This window comes from Leisingera aquaemixtae, from assembly GCF_019801145.1.
GTDB lineage: Bacteria > Pseudomonadota > Alphaproteobacteria > Rhodobacterales > Rhodobacteraceae > Leisingera > Leisingera aquaemixtae_A.
In genome coordinates this window covers 367,897-387,348 of record NZ_JAHVJQ010000003.1, presented here as the reverse complement: position 1 = coordinate 387,348, position 19,452 = coordinate 367,897, and the positions used below count along the sequence as shown (strand labels likewise).

Below are 19,452 nucleotides of genomic sequence, written 5' to 3'. Positions count from 1 at the left end.
CCGCTCAGCGCACGTCTCTGGGGATCAGGATAAGCAGAGGCAGAAAAACTTCAAGCCTAAAGTTTTAAGCTTGAAGTATTTGGTCGCAGAAATCTCTCTGCGCCCCGTGAGGCGCAGGCCCTTTCACGCAATCCCCTTTGCGGGCCGGTGCGGGTCACAAACCCCGCAGGTACTCCATGACGGCCGGGCGCACAGCCTGGTCACCCCGGTGGCGGGCGTCGGAGATGATCTTGCGCAGCTCGCCCAGATCCACCCGCAGCAGCAGCGACTTGACCGGGCCGATAGAGGCCGGGCGCATCGACAGCGTGCGGATGCCCATCGCCGCCAGGCAGACGGCCTCGACCGGGCGGCCCGCATCCTCGCCGCAGAAGCTCAGGGGCGTGCCGGAGATCGCGCAGCGCTCCACGATCCGCTCGATGAAGCTCAGGAAGCTGACGTTCAGCGTATCATAACGCCGCCGCACCCGCTCATTCTCGCGGTCGGCCGCAAAGAAGAACTGCTTGAGGTCATTGCCGCCGATCGAGATGAAGGCCACCTCGTCAAAGAATTTCTGCGGCGCATAAGCCAGCGAGGGCGTCTCCAGCATCGCGCCGATTTTCAGGTCGGCCGGCAGCACATGGCCCAGGATGCGCTCGCGCTCTATGGTCTTCTCCACCTCTGCCCGCGCGGCGCGGTATTCCTCGAACTGGGCGACAAAGGGGAACATGATCGTCAGCGGCCGCCCCTCGGCAGAGCGCAGCAGCGCCTGCAGCTGCATCCGCATCACGCCCGGCTTGTCCAGCCCCACCCGGATCGCCCGCCAGCCCAGCGCCGGATTCGGCTCATCGGTGGGCTTCATGTAGGGCAGCACCTTGTCGGAGCCGATATCCAGCGTGCGGAACACCACCGGCTTGCCGTGGGCGGCATCCAGCACCCGCTTGTAAAGGGCCACCAGCTCCGACCGTTTCGGCATCTGGTTGCGGACCAAAAACTGCAGCTCTGTGCGGAACAGCCCCACTCCCTCGGCGCCGGAGCCGTCCAGCGACGGCAGATCCGCCATCAGGCCCGCATTCATCACCATGTTGATGCGCTGCCCGTCGGTGGTGACAGCGGGCTTGTCGCGGATCGAGGCATAGCGCTCCTGCGCCTTGGTGTGCATCGCGATCTTGTCGCGGAAGGCGCCGACAACGGTGTCGTCCGGGCGCAGGTGCACCACCCCCTGGTCACCATCCACCATGATGTGGTCGCCGTTCAGCGCCTCGGTGGTGACCCGTTTGGCATTGACCACCAGCGGGATCGCCAGCGCCCGCGCCACAATGGCGGCGTGAGAGCCGACAGAGCCCTCTTCCAGCACGATCCCGCGCAAGGAGCGGCCGTATTCCAGCAGGTCGCCGGGGCCGATGTTGCGGGCGATCAGGATCGGGTTTTCCGGCAGCTCCGCCCCGGTATCAGCCCCCTGCCCGGTCAGGATCCGCAGCAGCCGGTTCGACAGGTCGTCCAGATCGCTCAGCCGTTCGCGCAAATAGGCATCCTGCACCTGGCTCATGCGGGCACGGGCCTGGGACTGTTCCTTCTCCACCGCCGCCTCGGCGCTCAGGCCGCGGGCGATGTCCTCTTCCATCCGCCGCATCCAGCCCTTGGAGTTGGCAAACATCCGGTAGGCCTCAAGAACCTGCAATTGCTCCTTGTCGCCGTTGCGGGATACTTCCAGCATCTTGTCGACGCCGACCCGCAGCTCCTCCACCGCATCATTCAGCCGCTCCAGCTCGCGCTGGGGGTCATCGGCAATCGGATTGGTCACGATCACCCGCGGCTCATGCAGCCAGACATGGCCCTCCGCCGCGCCCTCCTGGGCCGAGGTGCCGTGAATCAGGACCGCCTGCTGGTGCAGGGGCGACAGCGCCGCGCCCTCGCCGACAAAGGCGCCCAGCTCGGTCATCTCAGCGATCACCATCGCCACCACTTCCAGCGCATAAACCGCGTCGGCGGAGAACTCGCGCGCATCCTTGGACTGCACCACCAGCACGCCCAGCATCTCACCCAGCCGCTGCACCGGCACCCCGAGGAAGGAGGAAAACCGCTCCTCCCCGGTTTCCGGCATGTAGCGGAAGCCCTTGGCGTGCGGCGCGTCCGGTGTGTTGATCACCTTGCCGAACTTGGCCACCCGGCCGACCAGGCCCTCGCCGATGCGCATCCGGGTCTGGTGCACCGATTCGGTGTTCAGGCCCTGCGTCGCGCACAGCTCCAGGGTCTCGTCATCGCGGAACAGATAGACCGAGCACACCTCGGTCCCCATGCTGTCGGCGATCAGATGGGTGATCTTGTCGAGCCGCGCCTGGCCGGCAACATCACCCGCCATCGCCTCGCGCAAGCGAACCAGAAGCTTCCTGCTTTCGGATTCCGTCGTATCGGCCATTCTCACCCTCTCCCGAGGTTTCTTCCCTCTGCACCGCCGCCCCGAATGATCCCTGGGAACGGACACCGCCCAGAGTAGTGCGCCAGTGCTCTCTCCTCCACCCACTTGTCCCACCCCGGCGGGAAAAGTCCAAGAGTTTTTGCGCTGTTGCCTGCATTCGCAGCGGCACGCCAAAAGGCTGGGCAGAATACCGCTTGCGGCGAGGCATACATGACAAGGGCGCCCGAACGGCGCCCTTGCGAATTACATAAAATTGTTTCGAAATCGGCGCTTAGCCGGCTTTTTCAAGCTCGAATGCATCATGCAGCGCCTGCACGGCCAGTTCCATGTACTTGCGGTCGATCAGCACCGAGATCTTGATTTCGGAGGTGGTGATCACCTTGATGTTGATGCCCTCATCAGACAGCACCTTGAACATCTTGGCCGCCACACCGGACTGCGAACGCATGCCGATGCCGACCACCGAGACCTTGGCCACGTCCTTGTCGGCCAGCAGCTCGGCATAGTTCAGCTCGCCCTTCTCCTTGATCGCCAGCAGCGCTTTTTCGGCGCGCGCCACCTGGTCGGTCGGGCAGGAGAAGGTCATGTCGGTGCGGCCGTCTTCGGAGACGTCCTGCACGATCATGTCGACGTTCACGCCCGCATCGCTGAGCGTGGTGAAGATCGTCGCCGCGATGCCGGGACGGTCGGCCACCGACTGCACGGTCAGCTTGGCCTCGTCGCGGGAGTAGGCAACGCCGTTTACAACATTGGATTCCATGATTTCCTCCTCGTCGCAGACCAGGGTTCCGGCCTCGTCGGACTGTTCCTCAAAGCTCGACAGAACGCGCAGCTTCACATTGTAGCGCATCGCCAGTTCAACCGAGCGGGTTTGCAGCACCTTGGCCCCCAGCGAGGCCAGCTCCAGCATTTCTTCAAACGCAATCTTTTCCAGCTTGCGCGCCTTGCCGCAGATCCGCGGGTCGGTGGTATAGACGCCGTCCACATCGGTGTAGATATCGCAGCGCTCCGCCTCAAACGCCGCGGCAAAGGCCACCGCGGTGGTGTCAGAGCCGCCGCGGCCCAGGGTGGTGATGCGGCCTTCCGGGCTGATGCCCTGGAAACCGGCGACAACCGCCACCTTCATGCCCTCGTCGAACTTGGCGCGGATGTTCTCCGGCGGGATCTCCTCGATCCGGGCCTGGCTGTGCGCCGAATTGGTCTTGAGCGGCACCTGCCAGCCCTGCCAGCTGCGCGCCGGGACATCCATCTCCTGCAGCGTCAGCGCCATCAGGCCCGCGGTCACGTTCTCGCCCGAGGATACGACGGCATCATATTCGCGCGCGTCATAAAGCGGCGAGGTCTCGTCGACCCAGCCCACCAGCTCGTTGGTCTTGCCGGACATGGCAGAGACGATGACGATCACGTCATAGCCCTTGGCCACCTCAACGCCGACGCGTTTCGCGGCGCGGCGGATGCGGTCCAGATTGGCGACAGAGGTGCCGCCGAATTTCATCACAAGTACGGGCATAAGGAACTTGTCTCCCTGCGCTTGCGGGTTTCGGTCCCGTGCCTCATATGCGAGCGGCCCCCCAAGGGCAAGAGCGCGCAGGCCCGGCGGGCAACGAAGCTGCGGTCCCGGCGGAATTTTCAGCGCGGCAAAGCGCCACAAGGCTCCGCCTGCGCAACTTCTGCCAACAGCAGGCCCGCCGCATCAGGCCCGGCAACAGGTCCGCCGCGTCAAGAGCGCCAGAACCGCACCGTCAGAATGGCGTAGACCGCCATCAGCTCCAGCCGCCCGATCAGCATCGCCGCGCTCAGGATCCACTTCGCCGGATCGTTGAGGGTCGAGAAATTGCCCGCAGGCCCGATGGTCGGCCCCAGGCCTGGGCCGATATTGGCCACCGCCGTGGCGGCCCCGGACACCGCGGTCACGAAATCCAGCCCGGTCAGCGCCAGCATCCAGGCGACAATGCCCAGCGTCACCACGAAGAACATGAAGAAGGAGATCACCGAGCTCAGCACATCGGCATCCACCGGGCGGCCCTCATAGCGCGTCAGGAACACGCCATGCGGCGAGCGGATGCGCTGGATCTGCACCTTGATCGAGGCAAACAGCAGCTGATAGCGGAAAATCTTCACCGAACAGGCAGTGGAGCCCGCGCAGCCGCCGATCAGCCCGGCAAAGAAGAAGATCATCACCAGGAAGCTGCCCCATTGCATGTAATCCGCGCTGGCATAGCCGGTGCCGGACATGATCGAGGTGATGTTGAACAGGGCCGAACGCAGCGCCTCTTCGCCGCCATGCGGGCGCGTGTAATAGAGAATCCCCGCCGCCAGCGCGACCAGCAGCCCCAGCGTCATCATGAAGCCGCGGATCTGGCTGTCCCGCAGCATGGGCGTGCCGTGGCCGTTGATCAGCTGCACGTAGCGGACGAACGGCAGCGCCGCCAGGATCATGAAGATGGACGCGGCGTACTCCACCGGCCCGGCAAAGGCGCCGAAGGAGGCATCGTAATTGGCAAATCCGCCGGTTGCGATGGTGGTCATCGAATGCACCAGCGCATCGAACGGTGCCATGCCCATCACCATGTAGACCAGCATGCAGGCGGCGGTCAGCGACACGTAGATCAAGGAGATCTGCTTGGCGATCGCCTGCGCCCGCGGCAGGATTTTCCCAAAGGTGTCAAAGCTTTCGGATTTGAAGATCTGCATCCCGCCGACCCGCAGCTCGGGCAGGAACACCATCGCCACCACAATGATGCCGATGCCGCCCAGCCACTGCAGGATGCCGCGCCACAGCAGCAGCCCGCGCGGCAGGCTGTCGAGCCCGGAAATCACGGTGGAGCCGGTGGTGGTCAGCCCCGACATCGCCTCGAAAAAGGCATCGACAAACCGCAGCTCGGTTGCCCCCAGCATCAGCGGCACCGCACCGAACAGCGGCAGCGCCAGCCAGACCGTCGTGGTCAGAAGGAAGGTCTGGCGGATGCTCAGCCCCTCCTTCACCCCATTGGCGCAGCTCAAGGACATCAACCCGCCCACCAGGATGGTGAAGATGGCGCTTTCCAGGAACACATGCCATTCGCCCCGGCCGTCATACAGATCGACCAGAAGCGGGAACACCATCATGGCTCCCAGAATGACGACCAGCAGGCCGATGACATACCCAACCGGGCGGAGATCCAACATGCGGCGCAGCGTTGGCCCCCCGCGCGGTGAGTGTCAAGTGCGCGGCGTTATTCGCCGCTGCCGCTGGTGCCTGCAGCGTTGCGCCGCGGCATCTGCGGCGGCGAGGACGGCTGCCGCGGGCGCTTGGACGATGCGGCCTGCGCCTCCTGCTCCCTGCGCGCGGCGGCGGCATCGGGGGCCGGGGCCTTGGCCGCGTCCTGCTTGGCCGCGGGCGCCGGTGCGGAGCCTCCGGACGCCTGCGCATAGGCGCTGCGGCGGGCGGAGGCACCGCTGAACTCTGCAGGCTTGGCCTCCGCCTTCTCCCCGGCTGTTGTTCCGTTCGGTGCTGCCGGCTTGGCAGCGGACGCAGGCTGAGCCGCTTTTGCGGGCTCCTTGGCGGCGGCCGGCTTCACGGTTTCCGGTTTGGCTGCCGCGGGCTTCGCGGCTTCCGCCTTGGCTGCCGCCGGCTTCGCGGCTTCCGGCTTGGCTGCCGCTGGCTTCACGGCTTCCGGCTTGGCTGCCGCCGGCTTCGCGGCTTCCGGCTTGGCGGCCGCTGGCTTCACGGCTTCCGGCTTGGCTGCCGCCGGCTTCACGGCTTCCGCCTTGGCTGCCGCCGGCTTCGCGGCTTCCGGCTTGGCGGCCGCCGGCTTCACGGCTTCCGCCTTGGCTGCCGCGGGCTTCGCAGCTTCCGCCTTTGCTGCCGCCGGCTTCACGGCTTCCGGCTTGGCTTTCACAGCCTCAGCAGCCGGCTGCGCCGGGCGTTTCTGCGCAGGCGCCTTGCGGGCCCCGGCCTTCCGGGCAGCGGTTTTGCGGCCAGCCGGTTTGCGGGCGGCGGGCTTGCGCGGCGCCAGGGTCTTGTTTGCGGCCTTGGCAGCGGCTGGCGCCTCTGCCGGGGTTTCGGCGGCGGTGTCCGCGTCCGGCGCCGCCTCCGGCGCGGCAGCGGCATCCCCCGCCACTGCCGGAACACCGGCCTGCCACAGGCGCCGCTGCGCTTCCATCATCGAATGCGCCAGCCGCATCTGCTCCAGCGGCGCCTGCATCGCAGCCTCTGCCGCCTGCCGCCACAGCTTCATCTGCAGCCCGGCCGCATAGCCCGCCCATTCATGCGTTCTGACCGTCAGGCCGGGAATCTTGTGAAAGCTCGTCATTTGTTACTCCTAAAGTCCTGCACTGCACTTGCCCCGGGACTGCGCTGCGGCATCCGGGCAAAGAAAAAAGGGAGCGGGCGCCGGGTGAGTCCCAGGCCTGATGCAGCGGAAAACGGGCCGTCAATTGCAGACACCTGCGCGCAAGCTCCCCTCGCCCCCGGCAGGACGGCCGGGGGGATTCGTTATGACGCTAGCATGACTTTCTGCGGAGCGGCGTAAAAAATGCGGCAATGCAGAAATTGCCGCGGGGCCGGGCTGTTGACCCGGCGGAAACCCGCCTGAAATTCAGGCAGGCCCGCGCCCCTTACCCCTGATGGATCAGGGTCGAAAACAGTTTCGGATCCAGGCTCATCGCCTTGAACAGCGGCCCCTGGGTCAGCACGCTGACCGCATCGTGGCTGTGCAGGCTTTCCTGGTGGCTGGCCACCACCCGGAAATCGCCGATCCTTGCATCGCCCTGCAGCGCCTCGCAGAACAGCCGCGCCGCATCCTCGACAAAGATCGGATTGGCAGCATTGAGCTCGGCAAAGGCCTGTTCGTCCTCGCGCTTGACCATCACCTGGGTCTCGGTCGGCACCGCCTTGCGGCACAGTTCGATCAGGTCCTCGAACCACAGGCACTCGCTGCCGGGCACCGACTGCACCGAAATCCGCGCCACCGAGCGCTGCGAATGCGGCGTCGCCAGCTGGCCGCGCGCCTGGCGGGCGTGCTCCGACAGCTCCAGCGAGCACGGGCAGGTCGAGGAATAGACATAGTCCAGGTGCATGATCTTCTCGCGCACCCCGTCATGGTCCACCAGCTCCAGCGCAAAGTCGTAATACTGGTAACCGCTGAGGCCGGAGCGCAGGCTTTCAACCCTTGCGGGGAAGGAGAACCGCATCTGGATGCGCGCATCCGGGCTGTCCAGATCGCTCAGGTAGTCATCCAGTGCGTTGGCCATCACTTCAAAGCTGAAGGTGCGCTCCGCGTGCTTGTAGAAGGTGCGCATGATCCGGGACATGTTGATGCCCTTCTTGCCCGCGTCCAGGGACACGGTGCCGGTGACGCTGGTTTCCAGCGTCAGGTCGCCGTCGTCGCGGGTGTGGAAGCGGATCGGCAGCCGGAAGTTGGAGATCCCCACATGCTGGATCTGCTCCTGCGCGCCGCGGATCAGGCTGGTCGGCCCGTTCTGCAGGTCAGGCAGGGTGGCACGGTAGGCCTCGTCCGACTTGAAATCCTCGGGATACTGCCGCGACAGCTCCGGATAGTTGCCAACCTCGCGGCCGGGCAGCAGCCGCGCCACCGCCGGGTCCAGTTCGGCAATCTCGGTCTCGGTCACGGTGCCGGCCCAGGCCCGCAGCACATCCAGCGCGGCGGCAGCTGCCTCGCGGTCCGGCGCCTCAGCAGCGTCGCGGTTGTGAATGTTCATCGGCGTTTCCCCCAGTGATACAGCCCATATAGGAGCCGGCAGGCCACCCTCATATACTGTTACGCGGCAATTTTCAAAACGGATCCGCCATTTGCGGCAGAACCGGCGCCTTAACGGACCCCAAGCACCTCTGCAAGCGTCCGCAGGCGCCGCGAGCGCGCCTTGTAGTGGGGGGTGACCAGCACATAGGGGCGCTGCATCTCCAGCGCCGGGCCGTCCAGCCGGTGCAGCCTGCCCGCCCGGATTTCGCCGCTCACCACCTGCTCCGGCAGTAGGGCGATGCCCAGCCCCGCCTGCACCAGCGACACCACCGAGGGCACCGACTGCCCGATGGCCGCCGCCGCCAGGCCGGGGCGCGCCATTCCATGCTGCGCAAAATACTGCCGCCAGCCTGGCACAGAGGCGATGGTCTCACCCCAGGCAACCTCCACAAGCGGCGCGATGCCCAGCTTCGCCTGCGGATCCGCGCCGACAGGCACCAGCCGGTCGCTGAACAGCTCCCGGGTGCGGTGCTCGGGATGCTCGCCGCCATAGGTTAGCCGCGCATCAATGCCCTCCGCCTCCAGGTCGATCCTGTCATCCTCGATCCTGAGCCGCACCGTCACATCCGGCCGCAGCGCCGCAAAACCCTTCAGCCGCTCCGGCAGCCACAGCTGCGCCAGCGCCGGCGTGGCAGAGATCACCAGCGGGCGCCGGGCGCCGCCTTCGGTCAGCGCCTCGGTGTAGCTGGCGATCTCCGCCAGCGATACCGCCGCCTTCTGGTAATAGTCCCGCCCGGCATCGGTCAGCCGCACCCGGTTGGCCCGGCGGGTGAACAGCTTCAGCCCCAGCCAGTCCTCCAGGTTTTTCACCTGCATCGACACCGCCGCGGAACTGACCCCCAGTTCCGCCCCGGCAGCCGAAAAGCTCCCGGTCCGGGCAGCGCATTCAAAGGCGCGCAGCGCATTGAGCGGCGGCAGTTTCATGCCCGCACAGTGCAAGTTTTTCTTATGCTCGCCAAGATATTTTATAGTGGTCAGATCCCCGCCCGGCGCGCAGGATTTCTGCAAAGAACCAAGGGAAAGACAAATGCGCGATATTCTCGATCTCGACCGTTACCCGCTCGACCGCCCCGGCACCCCGGAATGGCAGGCGCTGGTGGACCGCTGCCGCGCCGAACTAGCCGCCGACGGCATGTTCAGCCTGGAAGGTCTGATGAAGCCGGAGGTGGCCCAGGGCGCCGCCGATGCGCTGAAGGGCAAGTTCGAAGCCGAAAGTTTCCACCACAAGCGCGCCCACAACATCTACTTCAAGGACAGTGTCGAGGGGCTGGCGCCGGACCACCCGGCGCTGCAAAAGGTCGAGACCTCGAACTTCACCCTCTGCGCCGACCAGTTCCCGGATTCGCCTGTTCTGCGGCTCTATGACTGGCCGCCCTTCGCCGAGTTCCTCGCTGCCACCATGGACAAGCCCGCGCTCTACACAATGGACGACCCGCTGGCGCGGCTGAACATCATGTCCTACGGCGCCGAGCAGGCGCTGAACTGGCATTTCGACCGTTCTGAATTCACCACCACCATGCTGCTGCAGGCGCCCGAGGCAGGCGGCGAGTTCATCTACAGCCCCGAACTGCGCAGCGATGATGATCCGAATTACCAAGGTGTCGAGCGGCTGCTGCGGGGTGAAGACCCGAACATGCGCTCGATCACCCTGGCCCCCGGCACTCTCAATATCTTCCGCGGCAAGAATTCGCCGCACCGGGTCGGCACCGTCAAAGGGGACAAGACGCGGGTGATCGCCGTCTTCACCTTCTACGAACGCCCCGGAGTCCGCTTTACCGATGCGGAGAACATCGGCTTCTACGGCCGTGCCTCCTGACCCGGCATCTGTCCCAAAAAGAGAGGGGGCTGTCTGCCCCCTCTTGAGCCTGCGGCTCAATTCACCCCAGAGGATATTTTCAGCCAGATGAATAAAGGATCTTCCGGCTGAGGCGGCGTTACGCCTGCGAGGCTTCCAGAGCCGCCTTGAGGTCGGCGATCAGGTCGTCTGCATCCTCCAGCCCCACCGAGAAACGCACCAGGCCGGGGGTGATGCCCAGCTCCGCCTTCAGCTCATCGGTAAGGCGCTGGTGGGTAGTGGTCGCCGGGTGGGTGGCGATGGATTTCGCGTCGCCGAGGTTGTTGGAGATCACCGGGATGGTCATCGCGTTCAGGAACTTGAACGCGGCCGCCTTGCCGCCCTTCAGGTCCAGCGACAGCACGGTGCCGCCCTTGCCGCCCAGCTGGGTCTGCACCAGCGCGTTCTGCGCGTGGTCTTTCAGCCCCGGGTAAATGGTGCGCTCCAGCGCCGGATGGCCGTTCAGCGCTTCCGCGATTTTCAGCGCGGTCTCGGCCTGGGCATTCACACGCAGCGACAGGGTTTCCAGACCCTTCAGCATCACCCAGGCATTGAACGGGCTCAGCGAGCCGCCGGTGTGCTTCATGTAGGGTTCCAGCGTGCCGCGAATGTAGTCCTTGGTGCCCAGCACCACCCCGCCCAGCGCCCGGCCCTGGCCGTCGATATGCTTGGTGGCGGAATAGATCACCACATCGGCGCCCTGTTCGATCGCTTTGGAGAACACCGGGGTCGAGAACACGTTGTCCACCACCACCGTGGCGCCAACCGAATGGGCGATCCCGGCAACCGCGGCAATGTCGATCACCTCCAGCGTCGGGTTCGACATGCTCTCAAAGAACACCGCCCTGGTGTCCGGGCGCACGGCCGCCTTCCAGGCCTCCAGATCGGTGCCGTCGATGAACGTGACCTCAACCCCGAAGCGGCCCAGAACATCCGCCAGGATATAGTTGCAGGAGCCGAACAGCGCCTTGGCGGACACGATGTGGTCGCCGGCCTTCACCAGCGAGGTCAGCGCGCCGTTCACAGCCGCCATGCCGGAGGCGGTGGCAAAGGCATCCTCGGCCCCTTCCAGCGCCGCGATGCGCTTTTCGAACATGTCGACGGTCGGGTTGCCGTAGCGGGCATAGATGAACTCGTCCGGGCCGGTTTCGATAAACCGTGCCTCGGCCTGCTCGGCGCTGTCGTAGACGAACCCTTGCGTCAGGAAGATCGCCTCGCTCACCTCGTTGTACTGGCTGCGGCGGGTGCCGCCATGCACCAGCTTGGTGCGGCTGTTCCAGTTGTCGCTCATCTCTTCTGTCTCCTCGCGCCCATCGCGCACAAAAAACCCCCATTCGGCCAAGCGAAAGGGGGTCCTTCACGTCCTGACCTCTTTAGCGGGATTGTTTAACGTGGCCCGCAATCCGGTAACAAATCGCCACGATATGATGCAGGGGCTTTACGCATCTTGCGGGATTCGGTCAAGCGGCAGCATTTCCAGCGGTCACAGGGATGTGAGCGCCGCCGCCCCTTGCCCGCCCCCGCGCCCCGTGCTCCTGTGGCCGGGCACATTGACGGAGGCACGCGATGCAGGACCCCATCCGGCTGTTCTACTGGCCAACCCCCAACGGCTGGAAAATCTCCATCGCGCTGGAGGAGATGGGCCTGCCTTACGAGGTCACGCTGATCGACATCGGCAAAGGCGATCAGTTCGCGCCGGAGTTCCTGAAGATCTCCCCCAACAACCGGATGCCCGCGATCATCGACCCGGACGGCCCCGGCGGCGCGCCGGTCTCGCTGTTCGAAAGCGGCGCCATCCTGCAATACCTCGCCCGCAAGACCGGGCAGTTTTACGGCACGGACGAACGCGCCCGCCTGACTGTGGTTCAATGGCTGATGTGGCAGATGGGCGGTGTCGGTCCGATGGCGGGCCAGGCGCATCACTTCCTGAAATACGCCCCCGAGGATCTGCCCTATGCCAAGGACCGCTACCGCAGCGAGGTCGCCCGCCTCTACGGGGTGCTGGACCGGCAGCTGGCGGAGAATGAGTATGTGGCGGGAGCAGACTATACGATTGCCGACATGGCGGTCTGGCCCTGGGCCTCGCTCTGGGAGGGCCAGCAGCAGACACTCGAGGACAAGCCGCATCTTGCCCGCTGGCTGGAGCTGATGTGGTCCCGCCCCGGCGTGGTGGCAGGCCGGGCGCTGCATGCGGACCTGCGCGCCGACCGGTCCGACACCAAGGCGCAGCAAGTATTATTCGGCAAATAGTCACACAAAAACAAGGTTACGCCTGGCCGGTAGGCCGGGCTGCGCCTGCCAGCCCGTCAAACCGGAGGTTTGCCCTCCGCAAAACGGACAGGCGCATTCGCGCCCGCCCAGGCAGCCACAGCCCTAACTGCGAAATCTCTAATGTTACTGCTTGCCCCCTACTCCGCCGGGCCGGCCTCTTCCTCGTCGCCGTATTTCTGGAACAGCTGCCCCTGGAACATGAAGAAGGCAAACATCGCCACCGGCAGGCCGAAGGTCTTGAAATAGACCCAGGTCTCGGTGCTCTGGCTGCGCCAGATCAGCTCATTTGCCACCGCCAGGCCAAAGAAGAACGCGCACAGCCGCCGGGTCAGGATCATCCAGCCCTCCTGCTTCAGCGGCATCAGCTCCTCCATCACCACCTTCAGCCAGCTCTGGCCGCGCATGAGGCCGATGCCCAGCAACCCGCCGAACAGCAGATACAGCATCGTCGGCTTCATCTTGATGAAACGGTCGTCGTTGAACCACACCGACATGCCGCCGAACAGCACCACCAGGATGAGCGTGGCAAACTGCATCCGCGACAGATGGCCGGTCAGCTTCCACAACGCCAGTGTGGACGCCACCATCAGCGGGATGAACGCCGCGGTGATGACGATGAAGCCCTTGTATTCGCTGCCGCCGATCAGAAACACCTCATCCTTCAGCTTCAGATAGCCGATGAAGAACAGGACAATCGGGCCCAGTTCCAGCACCATCTTCAGGGTCGGGTTGATCTTCTTTGCGGCCATGGGGCCTCCTGTCAGTTCTGCACGCGGGCTTTAGCCGCCCATTTCCACTATCACGGCGCCCAAGGCGATCAAAGCCATCAGCGCAATCCGCCGCGGACCCACGGTTTCCTTCAGCACCAGCCAGCCGATGAGGGCGGCAAACACGGTGGAGGTCTCCCGCAGCACCGCCGCCTCCCCCACCTTGTCCAGCCGCGTCGCCAGCATGATGGCGCCAAAGGACGCAAAGGCGACCAGCCCGCCAAAGAAGCCCTTGACCATCAGCGGCCCCGGTTCGGGCGGCGCGGGCATTGTCCGCCAGCGGGCAAAGGCAATCACCGGAAACACCAGCCCGTCGATCATGAAAAACCAAGCGAGGAAGGTGAACGGATCCGCCGTCGCCCGGATGCCATAGGCGTCATATGTGGTGTAGGCCGCCACAAACAACCCGGTCACCACCGCCAGAAACAGCGCAATCCCAAGCGTGTCCCGGTTCACCGTCAGGTAACGGTAGTTGTACCCCGCCAGGCCGAAGATCCCCGCCAGCAGCACAGCCACCCCCAGCCACTGCACCGGGGTGAACACCTCGCCGAACAGAAAGAAAGAGCCGATCACCGTGAACAGCGGCCCGGTGCCGCGCACCACCGGGTAAACCACCGTGTAGCTGCCCTTGGTATAGGCCAGCGCCTGGAACAGCTTGTAGAAGACGTGGATCACCCAGGCGACGAAGAAGATCAGCCACATATGCGGCTCCGGCCAGGGCACCACGAACAGCGCAAACGGCGCCGCCATCACGCAGTAGGAAAAGTCGATCGCCCCGCGCGACAGCCAGGGATCATGCCGCCCCTTCTGCAGCGCACCGAACACCGCATGCAGAAAGGCCGCCCAGATGGCCAGAAACAGCGCTGCCTGATGACCGGCCTCGGTGCCTTCCAGGGAGATCAGCCAATCGCTCAAATCAAATGCCTTTGCGCGGGATGGGAGCGCCGGGGGCCGCCTGCCCCGCGGCCATTGGGCTTGAACCAATGGCACCTACAATGGCTGCCCCCCGGGGATATTTCTAGCCAGATGAAGGACGGATCAGGATTTCTCCAGACCGGTCAGGGCTGCCGCAAATTCTTCCGGGTCAAAGGGCGCCAGATCGTCAATCTGCTCGCCCACACCGATGGCGTGGATCGGCAGGCCGAACTTGTCCGCCAGCGCCACCAGCACACCGCCCTTGGCGGTGCCGTCGAGCTTGGTCATCACCAGCCCGGAAACATCCGCCAGCTGCTGGAAGGTGCCGACCTGGCTCAGCGCGTTCTGGCCGGTGGTGGCGTCCAGCACCAAGAGGGTATTGTGCGGCGCGGTCTCGTCCTTCTTGCGGATGACGCGGACGATCTTGGCCAGCTCCTCCATCAGGTCGGCGCGGTTCTGCAGCCGTCCCGCGGTGTCGATCATCAGAAGGTCAGCGCCCTCTTCCTGGGCCTTGGTCATGGCGTCAAACGCCAGCGAGGCCGGGTCGGAGCCCTCGGGCGCGGTCAGCACCGGCACCCCGGCCCGGTCGCCCCAGACCTGCAGCTGTTCGACGGCGGCGGCGCGGAAGGTGTCGCCCGCGGCAATCACCACCTTCTTGCCAGCGCCCTTGAACTGGCTGGCCAGCTTGCCGATGGTGGTGGTCTTGCCGGAGCCGTTCACGCCCACAACCAGCACCACCTGCGGGCGCTTTGCATAGATCGGCAAGGGCTTCGCCACCGGTTCCATGATGCGCGCGACTTCCTGCGCCAGCAGTTCCTTGATCTCGCGGCTGGAAACCTTCTTGCCCATCCGCCCCTCGGCCAGGTTGGCGGTCACCCGCAGCGCGGTGTCCACCCCCATGTCGGCGGCGATCAGCAGCTCTTCCAGCTGCTCCAGCATGTCGTCATCCAGCGCCCGGCGCGGCTCCGCTGCCGCGGTGCGGCCCATCAGGCGGCCCAGGAGGCCCGGCGATTTCTTCTCAGGCTCCGGTGCAGGCTGCGGTGCCGGTGCGGGCTTGGGTGCGGCCACCGGCTGCGGCGCCGGCGCGGGCTCCGGTTCGGGTGCAGGCTCCGGCTCGGCAACGGGTTCGGCCCGCGGAACCGGCGCCGGCGCAGGCTGCTCCGGCGTCACCGCCGGGGACGCAGCCAGTGCCTCGACATGGGCCTCTACCTGGGCCTCCACGGCCTCCGCCGCGTTGCTGTCCGCGCCTTCCTCGACAATCGCATCGAGCCCCTGCTCGAGCTTGGAGGAGGATTTGAACAGCCGCTCCTTGAGCTTTGAGAAAAACGCCATCTTGGTCTCCGCAAAAGGGTCTGCACCCCACCTAATGCGGATTGGGCCGGAGTGCAAAGCGCTAGGCGCCGCAGAAATCAGGAAAATGCCGCCAGAAACCCGGCTTGTGCCCCCCAATAGAGCGGCCAGACCGCATAAGGCGTGATCCGGCGCAGCGCGTGATCCTCCGGCAGCACAAAAGTTTCCGCCGCCAGCACCATGTCCGACAGCATGAAGGCGCAGGCTGCGGCAAAGACCCACGAGCCAAACGGCAGCGTCAGCGCCGCCGCCCCCATACCAAGAATGATCGGGATATAGGCCAGAACCGGCCCTTTCAGCACCCCGGCGCGCGGCGCCAGGATCTTCGCCATCCCCAGCCCCAACACCAGTAACAGCGCCGCAATGGCAACTCCCGGCATCTGCAGCAGCCGCGCCGGATCGCTGTCCCCGCGCGTCAGGAACAGCACCGCATAGGCCAGATGCCCGGCGGCAAAGGCGCCAACGCCTGCCATGAACGCCCTCTCGCCGTCGCGCGACAGGAACAGATCGCCCAGCGCGCACAGGCCCAGCGCCAGGGCCAGCAACCAGGGTGCGCCCAGCAGCAGCGCTGCCAGCGCCAGCAAGGCCACAGATGCCGTTTTCAGCACGCTGCGCAGCAGGCCCGGCGGCTGCGCAGCCATCAGCAGATAGATCAGCGCACAAGCCCCGGCCCCAGCCCAAAGCATCAGTTCCGCCGTCATCGCCTGCCTCCCCTGTTCTCTTCCCGCACTCTGTCCCCGCAGGCCGCGCGTGGTCAAAGGTGACCCAGCGGGAGCCTGGGCAGAAACACGCAACGCTTGGTCCCGGACCCGGTCCTGAGGCACAATGGCGCCATGCGCACATTGATGATTCTCCTGCTGGCAGCCCTGCCCGCCCCGCTGGCGGCAGGTGAGCCGCTGAGCGCTGGCGAGTTTGACCGCTACACCCAGGGCCGCACGCTGTTCTACGGCTTCGGCGGCGCCATGTACGGGGTCGAACGCTACCTGCCCAACCGCCGCGTGATCTGGTCCTTCCTCGATGGCAAATGCCAGGAAGGCAGCTGGTACGAGGAGGCAGGCCGGATCTGCTTCATCTACGATAACCGCGACGATCCGCAGTGCTGGACCTTTGAGCTGACACCGCGCGGGCTGACGGCGCGGTTTGAGGACGACCCGGCCTCGACGGAGCTCTACGAGGCCGAGGATATCGGCGAGGAAATGCTGTGCTACGGCCCCGAGGTCGGCGCCTGAGGCCGCAGCAGATGCCCCGCTAGAACAGCGAGCCCTGGCCGCCGCCCTCTGCGGGAGGTTTCGGCGCTTCCTTCTTCGGCGCCTGTGCCGCCCCGCCCTCCAGATCCAGCGTGCCATCTGCAAATTCGATCTGCAGGGCGTCTGCCTTGGCGGCGGCGGCCCTGGTGGTCAGGATCTCATCTCCAGACCGCACCACCGCATAGCCGCGCTCCAGGGTCGCCTTGTAGCTCAGGATCTCCAGCTGCCGCCCGGTGGCGGTCAGGGCCTGGCGCTGGCGGTCGATGCGCGCGGCCTGCGCCGCATCCAGCCGCTGCGCCAGCCGCCCCAGCGCATCCTTCTGCACCGCCATTTCCCGCTGGATCGGCCGCAGGCTGAGGCGCGAGGACAGGTTCTGCAGCCGGTTGCGCCGCCCCTCAACCAACTGGCGCAGGGTGGCCGGGCGCAAGGACGCCGCGGTCTCGCTCAGATGCACCCGCCGCCGCTGCACGCCGCTGATCAGCGCACCAGGCAGCCGGTCGGAAATCCGGTCCAGCCGCTGGCGCGGGGTTTCCAAGAGCGTATCGGGCTTGGGCAGCGCCCGGGCCAGATCGTTCAGCCGCTGGCGCCGCAATTGCACCGCCTGCCCGGCAGCACGGGTCAGCCGCGCGCCCTGGTTTTCACTCCACGCCATCAGTTCCAGCCGCACCGGCACCGCCAGCTCCGCCGCCGCGGTCGGGGTTGGCGCCCGGCGGTCGGAGACAAAGTCGATGAGCGTGGTATCCGTCTCATGGCCGACGGCAGAGATCAGCGGGATCTGCGAGGCGGCGGCGGCACGGGCCACGATCTCCTCGTTGAAGCCCCACAGATCCTCGATCGAGCCGCCGCCGCGGGCAACGATGATCAGATCGGGCCGCGGCAGCGCGCCGCCCGGCGTCAGGCGGTTGAAGCCTTCGATGGCGCGGGCCACCTCCGGCGCGCAGTTCTGCCCCTGCACCGCGACCGGCCAGACCAGCACCTTGCGCGGGAAGCGGTCGCGCAGCCGGTGCAGGATGTCCCGGATCACCGCACCGGAGGGCGAGGTCACCACCCCGATGATCTGCGGCAGATAGGGCAGCGCCTTCTTGCGCTCCGGCGCAAACAGGCCCTCCGCCTCCAGCTGCTTCTTGCGTTTCTCCAGCAGCGCCATCAGCGCGCCCTGGCCCGCAACCGCAACCTCATCCACGTTCATGTTGTACTTGGACTGGGCGCCAAAGGCGGTCAGGCGGCCGGTCACCACCACCTCCAGCCCTTCCTCCGGCACCACCGACAAGCCGCTGATCTGCCCCTTCCAGGTCGTGCAGGCCAGCACAGAGCGGTCATCCTTGATGTCGTAGTAGAGATGCCCGGAGCGCGCCTTGAACACCCGCCCCACCTCGCCCCTCACCCGGATCCTGCCGAATGTGCCCTCCAGCGTGCGTTTCACCTCGCCGGAAATCTCCGAAACGGTGAATTCGGGGGCGTTCTGCCCGGGCCGGTCAGCTGGGGCGGGGTCGTCAAACAGGTCGGACATCGGGGGCTGCTCTCCTGCGGCTTTAGGCCGGTCTTGTTTTGAAGTCGCGCGCAGCATAGAACGCGCCGCAAGCAAGGCAAGCCCCGGGAGGCCACCCGGGAAGCCACAGGGCTCAGGCAGATCGGAGAATGCGTCAATGAACATCCTTATCCTCGGCAGCGGCGGGCGTGAACATGCACTGGCCTGGGCAGTGATGCAGAACCCCAAATGCGACAAGCTGATCGTGGCGCCGGGCAATGCCGGCATCGCCCAGATCGCCGATTGCGCGTCGTTTGACATCGAGGACGGCGGCACAGTGGCCGCCTTTGCCGAGGAAAACGCCATCGACTTCGTGATCGTCGGCCCAGAGGCGCCGCTGGCCGCGGGCGTTGCCGACCGGCTGCGCGAGGCAGGATTGCTGGTGTTCGGCCCCTCCGAGGCAGCCGCCCGGCTGGAAGCCTCCAAAAGCTTCACCAAGGAAATCTGCGACGCAGCAAACGCCCCCACCGCAGGCTACGGCCATTTCACCGATGCCGAGGCCGCCAAGGCGCATGTGCGCGAGCACGGCACCCCGACCGTGGTCAAGGCCGACGGGCTGGCCGCAGGCAAGGGCGTGATCATCGCCATGACTGAAGACGAGGCGATGGCGGCCATCGACGATATGTTCGGCGGCGTTTTCGGCGGGGCCGGCGCCGAAGTGGTGATCGAGGAATTCATGGAAGGCGAAGAGGCCTCCCTGTTTGTGCTGGTCGACGGCGAGGACGTGCTGGCGATCGGCTCCGCTCAGGACCACAAGCGCGTCGGCGAAGGCGACACCGGCCTCAACACCGGCGGCATGGGCGCCTACTCCCCTGCGCCGGTCTTGTCGGCTGAGGTCGAGGCGAAAGCGATGGAAGAGATCGTGAAGCCCACCATGCGGGTGATGGCGGAACGCGGCATGCCGTATCAGGGCGTGCTCTATGCGGGCCTGATGATCAAGGACGGTTTGCCGCGGCTGGTGGAATACAACGTCCGTTTCGGCGACCCGGAATGCCAGGTGCTGATGATGCGCCTCGGCGCCCAGGCGCTGGACCTGATGCACGCCGCCGCCGAGGGCCGCCTTGCGGAGGCGCAGGTGAACTGGGCCGACGACCATGCGATCACCGTGGTGATGGCGGCAGAGGGTTATCCCGGGTCTTACGAGAAGTTCTCCGAGATCAAGGGGCTGGACGCGCTGCCCGAGGACAGCAGCAACATGGTGTTCCATGCGGGCACCCAGGAACAGGACGGCAAGGTGCTGGCCGTTGGCGGCCGGGTGCTGAACGTGACCGCCCGCGGCGAAACTCTGCAGGAGGCCCGCGACCGCGCCTATGCGATGGTGGATGGCGTCGACTGGCCGCAGGGCTTCTTCCGCCGCGACATCGGCTGGCGCGCGTTGAAGTAACCGCCCCCCCAGTCAGG

The 19,452-nt window shown here is 65.9% G+C and carries 17 protein-coding genes and 1 riboswitch; of the genes, 5 read left to right on the top strand and 12 right to left on the bottom strand.

Translation table 11 applies throughout. From position 1 onward, the window contains the following. Window positions 1-154: 154 nt before the first annotated feature. The 4 genes from ptsP to KUW17_RS23505 form a co-directional block, all read right to left on the bottom strand. A complete protein-coding gene (ptsP, locus tag KUW17_RS09270) occupies window positions 155-2,395 on the bottom strand; it encodes a phosphoenolpyruvate--protein phosphotransferase (protein ID WP_222478286.1) in 2,241 nt (746 codons plus the stop codon). Window positions 2,396-2,666: 271 nt separating this feature from the next. Beyond that, window positions 2,667-3,905, bottom strand: coding sequence for an aspartate kinase (locus KUW17_RS09265; protein WP_222478284.1), 1,239 nt, complete (start codon window positions 3,903-3,905; stop codon window positions 2,667-2,669). A gap of 209 nt (window positions 3,906-4,114) precedes the next feature. Further along, window positions 4,115-5,563 (bottom strand): TrkH family potassium uptake protein, encoded by a 1,449-nt coding sequence (locus KUW17_RS09260; protein ID WP_222478282.1) that lies wholly within the window; start codon window positions 5,561-5,563, stop codon window positions 4,115-4,117. 47 nt (window positions 5,564-5,610) lie between these two features. Next, window positions 5,611-5,955, bottom strand: coding sequence for a hypothetical protein (locus KUW17_RS23505; RefSeq protein ID WP_409996771.1), 345 nt, complete (start codon window positions 5,953-5,955; stop codon window positions 5,611-5,613). On the opposite strand from KUW17_RS23505, the gene KUW17_RS23500 reads away from it, so the two are divergent. Continuing rightward, the gene (locus KUW17_RS23500) at window positions 5,936-6,634 is read left to right on the top strand and encodes a pentapeptide repeat-containing protein (protein ID WP_409996770.1); all 699 of its coding nucleotides are present in this window, start codon (window positions 5,936-5,938) and stop codon (window positions 6,632-6,634) included. The genes KUW17_RS23505 and KUW17_RS23500 overlap by 20 nt on opposite strands. A gap of 360 nt (window positions 6,635-6,994) precedes the next feature. Here the strand turns inward: KUW17_RS23500 and folE2 are convergent, their stop codons facing one another. Then, window positions 6,995-8,098 carry a GTP cyclohydrolase FolE2 gene (gene folE2 / locus KUW17_RS09250; protein WP_222478277.1) on the bottom strand — a complete coding sequence of 368 codons (1,104 nt, stop codon included), beginning with the start codon at window positions 8,096-8,098 and terminating at the stop codon, window positions 6,995-6,997. A gap of 110 nt (window positions 8,099-8,208) precedes the next feature. Further along, on the bottom strand, window positions 8,209-9,063 hold the full coding sequence (locus tag KUW17_RS09245) for a LysR substrate-binding domain-containing protein (RefSeq protein ID WP_222478275.1): 855 nt from the start codon (window positions 9,061-9,063) through the stop codon (window positions 8,209-8,211). Window positions 9,064-9,166: 103 nt separating this feature from the next. Here KUW17_RS09245 and KUW17_RS09240 point away from each other — a divergent pair, with 103 nt between their 5' ends. Continuing rightward, on the top strand, window positions 9,167-9,955 hold the full coding sequence (locus KUW17_RS09240) for a 2OG-Fe(II) oxygenase (RefSeq protein ID WP_222478273.1): 789 nt from the start codon (window positions 9,167-9,169) through the stop codon (window positions 9,953-9,955). 118 nt (window positions 9,956-10,073) lie between these two features. Here KUW17_RS09240 and metZ read toward each other — a convergent pair whose 3' ends face one another. Further along, window positions 10,074-11,264 (bottom strand): O-succinylhomoserine sulfhydrylase, encoded by a 1,191-nt coding sequence (metZ, locus tag KUW17_RS09235; protein ID WP_222478271.1) that lies wholly within the window; start codon window positions 11,262-11,264, stop codon window positions 10,074-10,076. Between the two features lie 61 nt (window positions 11,265-11,325). Beyond that, window positions 11,326-11,404, bottom strand: a riboswitch (SAM riboswitch). Between the two features lie 135 nt (window positions 11,405-11,539). On the opposite strand from metZ, the gene KUW17_RS09230 reads away from it, so the two are divergent. Then, a complete protein-coding gene (locus KUW17_RS09230) occupies window positions 11,540-12,223 on the top strand; it encodes a glutathione S-transferase N-terminal domain-containing protein (RefSeq protein ID WP_222478269.1) in 684 nt (227 codons plus the stop codon). 158 nt (window positions 12,224-12,381) lie between these two features. Here KUW17_RS09230 and KUW17_RS09225 read toward each other — a convergent pair whose 3' ends face one another. The 4 genes from KUW17_RS09225 to KUW17_RS09210 all read right to left on the bottom strand — a co-directional run bounded on the left by KUW17_RS09225 (window position 12,382) and on the right by KUW17_RS09210 (window position 15,977). Continuing rightward, on the bottom strand, window positions 12,382-12,993 hold the full coding sequence (locus KUW17_RS09225) for an inner membrane-spanning protein YciB (RefSeq protein WP_222478267.1): 612 nt from the start codon (window positions 12,991-12,993) through the stop codon (window positions 12,382-12,384). A 30-nt stretch (window positions 12,994-13,023) separates the two neighbouring features. Beyond that, entirely contained in the window at window positions 13,024-13,926 is a 903-nt protein-coding gene (locus KUW17_RS09220) for a DMT family transporter (RefSeq protein ID WP_222478265.1), read from the bottom strand. A gap of 123 nt (window positions 13,927-14,049) precedes the next feature. Continuing rightward, window positions 14,050-15,258, bottom strand: coding sequence for a signal recognition particle-docking protein FtsY (ftsY, locus tag KUW17_RS09215; protein WP_222478263.1), 1,209 nt, complete (start codon window positions 15,256-15,258; stop codon window positions 14,050-14,052). A gap of 77 nt (window positions 15,259-15,335) precedes the next feature. Then, window positions 15,336-15,977 (bottom strand): lysoplasmalogenase, encoded by a 642-nt coding sequence (locus tag KUW17_RS09210; RefSeq protein ID WP_222478261.1) that lies wholly within the window; start codon window positions 15,975-15,977, stop codon window positions 15,336-15,338. Window positions 15,978-16,109: 132 nt separating this feature from the next. Here KUW17_RS09210 and KUW17_RS09205 point away from each other — a divergent pair, with 132 nt between their 5' ends. Continuing rightward, complete coding sequence (locus KUW17_RS09205) at window positions 16,110-16,505, top strand: hypothetical protein (protein WP_222478259.1); 396 nt, start codon at window positions 16,110-16,112, stop codon at window positions 16,503-16,505. Window positions 16,506-16,524: 19 nt separating this feature from the next. Here the strand turns inward: KUW17_RS09205 and xseA are convergent, their stop codons facing one another. Further along, window positions 16,525-18,033 carry an exodeoxyribonuclease VII large subunit gene (gene xseA / locus KUW17_RS09200; protein WP_222478257.1) on the bottom strand — a complete coding sequence of 503 codons (1,509 nt, stop codon included), beginning with the start codon at window positions 18,031-18,033 and terminating at the stop codon, window positions 16,525-16,527. Between the two features lie 136 nt (window positions 18,034-18,169). Here xseA and purD point away from each other — a divergent pair, with 136 nt between their 5' ends. Beyond that, window positions 18,170-19,435, top strand: a complete 1,266-nt coding sequence (gene purD / locus KUW17_RS09195; protein WP_222478255.1) for a phosphoribosylamine--glycine ligase — start codon at window positions 18,170-18,172, stop codon at window positions 19,433-19,435. Window positions 19,436-19,452 lie beyond the last annotated feature (17 nt).

What these genes read in the sequence shown, in the direction of transcription:
- ptsP (WP_222478286.1), bottom strand. Translation starts at nt 2,395, where the DNA reads ATGGCCGATACGACGGAATCCGAAAGCAGGAAGCTTCTGGTTCGCTTG.
- KUW17_RS09265 (WP_222478284.1), bottom strand. Translation starts at nt 3,905, where the DNA reads ATGCCCGTACTTGTGATGAAATTCGGCGGCACCTCTGTCGCCAATCTG.
- KUW17_RS09260 (WP_222478282.1), bottom strand. Translation starts at nt 5,563, where the DNA reads ATGTTGGATCTCCGCCCGGTTGGGTATGTCATCGGCCTGCTGGTCGTC.
- folE2 (WP_222478277.1), bottom strand. Translation starts at nt 8,098, where the DNA reads ATGAACATTCACAACCGCGACGCTGCTGAGGCGCCGGACCGCGAGGCA.
- KUW17_RS09245 (WP_222478275.1), bottom strand. Translation starts at nt 9,063, where the DNA reads ATGAAACTGCCGCCGCTCAATGCGCTGCGCGCCTTTGAATGCGCTGCC.
- KUW17_RS09240 (WP_222478273.1), top strand. Translation starts at nt 9,167, where the DNA reads ATGCGCGATATTCTCGATCTCGACCGTTACCCGCTCGACCGCCCCGGC.
- metZ (WP_222478271.1), bottom strand. Translation starts at nt 11,264, where the DNA reads ATGAGCGACAACTGGAACAGCCGCACCAAGCTGGTGCATGGCGGCACC.
- KUW17_RS09230 (WP_222478269.1), top strand. Translation starts at nt 11,540, where the DNA reads ATGCAGGACCCCATCCGGCTGTTCTACTGGCCAACCCCCAACGGCTGG.
- KUW17_RS09225 (WP_222478267.1), bottom strand. Translation starts at nt 12,993, where the DNA reads ATGGCCGCAAAGAAGATCAACCCGACCCTGAAGATGGTGCTGGAACTG.
- ftsY (WP_222478263.1), bottom strand. Translation starts at nt 15,258, where the DNA reads ATGGCGTTTTTCTCAAAGCTCAAGGAGCGGCTGTTCAAATCCTCCTCC.
- KUW17_RS09210 (WP_222478261.1), bottom strand. Translation starts at nt 15,977, where the DNA reads ATGACGGCGGAACTGATGCTTTGGGCTGGGGCCGGGGCTTGTGCGCTG.
- KUW17_RS09205 (WP_222478259.1), top strand. Translation starts at nt 16,110, where the DNA reads ATGCGCACATTGATGATTCTCCTGCTGGCAGCCCTGCCCGCCCCGCTG.
- xseA (WP_222478257.1), bottom strand. Translation starts at nt 18,033, where the DNA reads ATGTCCGACCTGTTTGACGACCCCGCCCCAGCTGACCGGCCCGGGCAG.
- purD (WP_222478255.1), top strand. Translation starts at nt 18,170, where the DNA reads ATGAACATCCTTATCCTCGGCAGCGGCGGGCGTGAACATGCACTGGCC.